The sequence below is a fragment of the Bradyrhizobium sp. CCBAU 11357 genome (assembly GCF_028128865.1).
In the GTDB taxonomy this organism is placed as follows: Bacteria; Pseudomonadota; Alphaproteobacteria; order Rhizobiales; family Xanthobacteraceae; genus Bradyrhizobium.
This window is the reverse complement of the sequence record NZ_LBJW01000020.1, coordinates 1-245: the sequence shown is the minus strand read 5'-3', so window position 1 is coordinate 245 and position 245 is coordinate 1. Positions and strand designations below refer to the sequence as shown.

The following is a 245-nucleotide window of genomic DNA, read 5'->3' as shown; positions in this document are numbered from 1 at the left end:
CTGACATCGAAGTCGGCGACAACTATTTCAAGCGGTACATTCCGATCTTCCAGCCACTCACCGTCCAGATGATGATGGCCGCTTTCACTAACATGGAGACGGTTCATATCGACGCCTATGCCCTGCTGCTCAAGACGCTCGGTATGCCCAAGACCGACTTCGAGGCATTCCGCGGCTATGCGCAGATGCGCGCCAAGGCGGACTACATGCATGAGTTCGGCGTCGACAGCGTGGCGGATGTCGCC

General features: G+C 57.6%; 1 protein-coding gene. It reads left to right on the top strand.

The window, feature by feature from the left end:
• A partial coding sequence (locus XI05_RS08870; RefSeq protein ID WP_271500684.1) for a ribonucleotide-diphosphate reductase subunit beta occupies window positions 1-245 on the top strand: 245 nt, incomplete at both ends.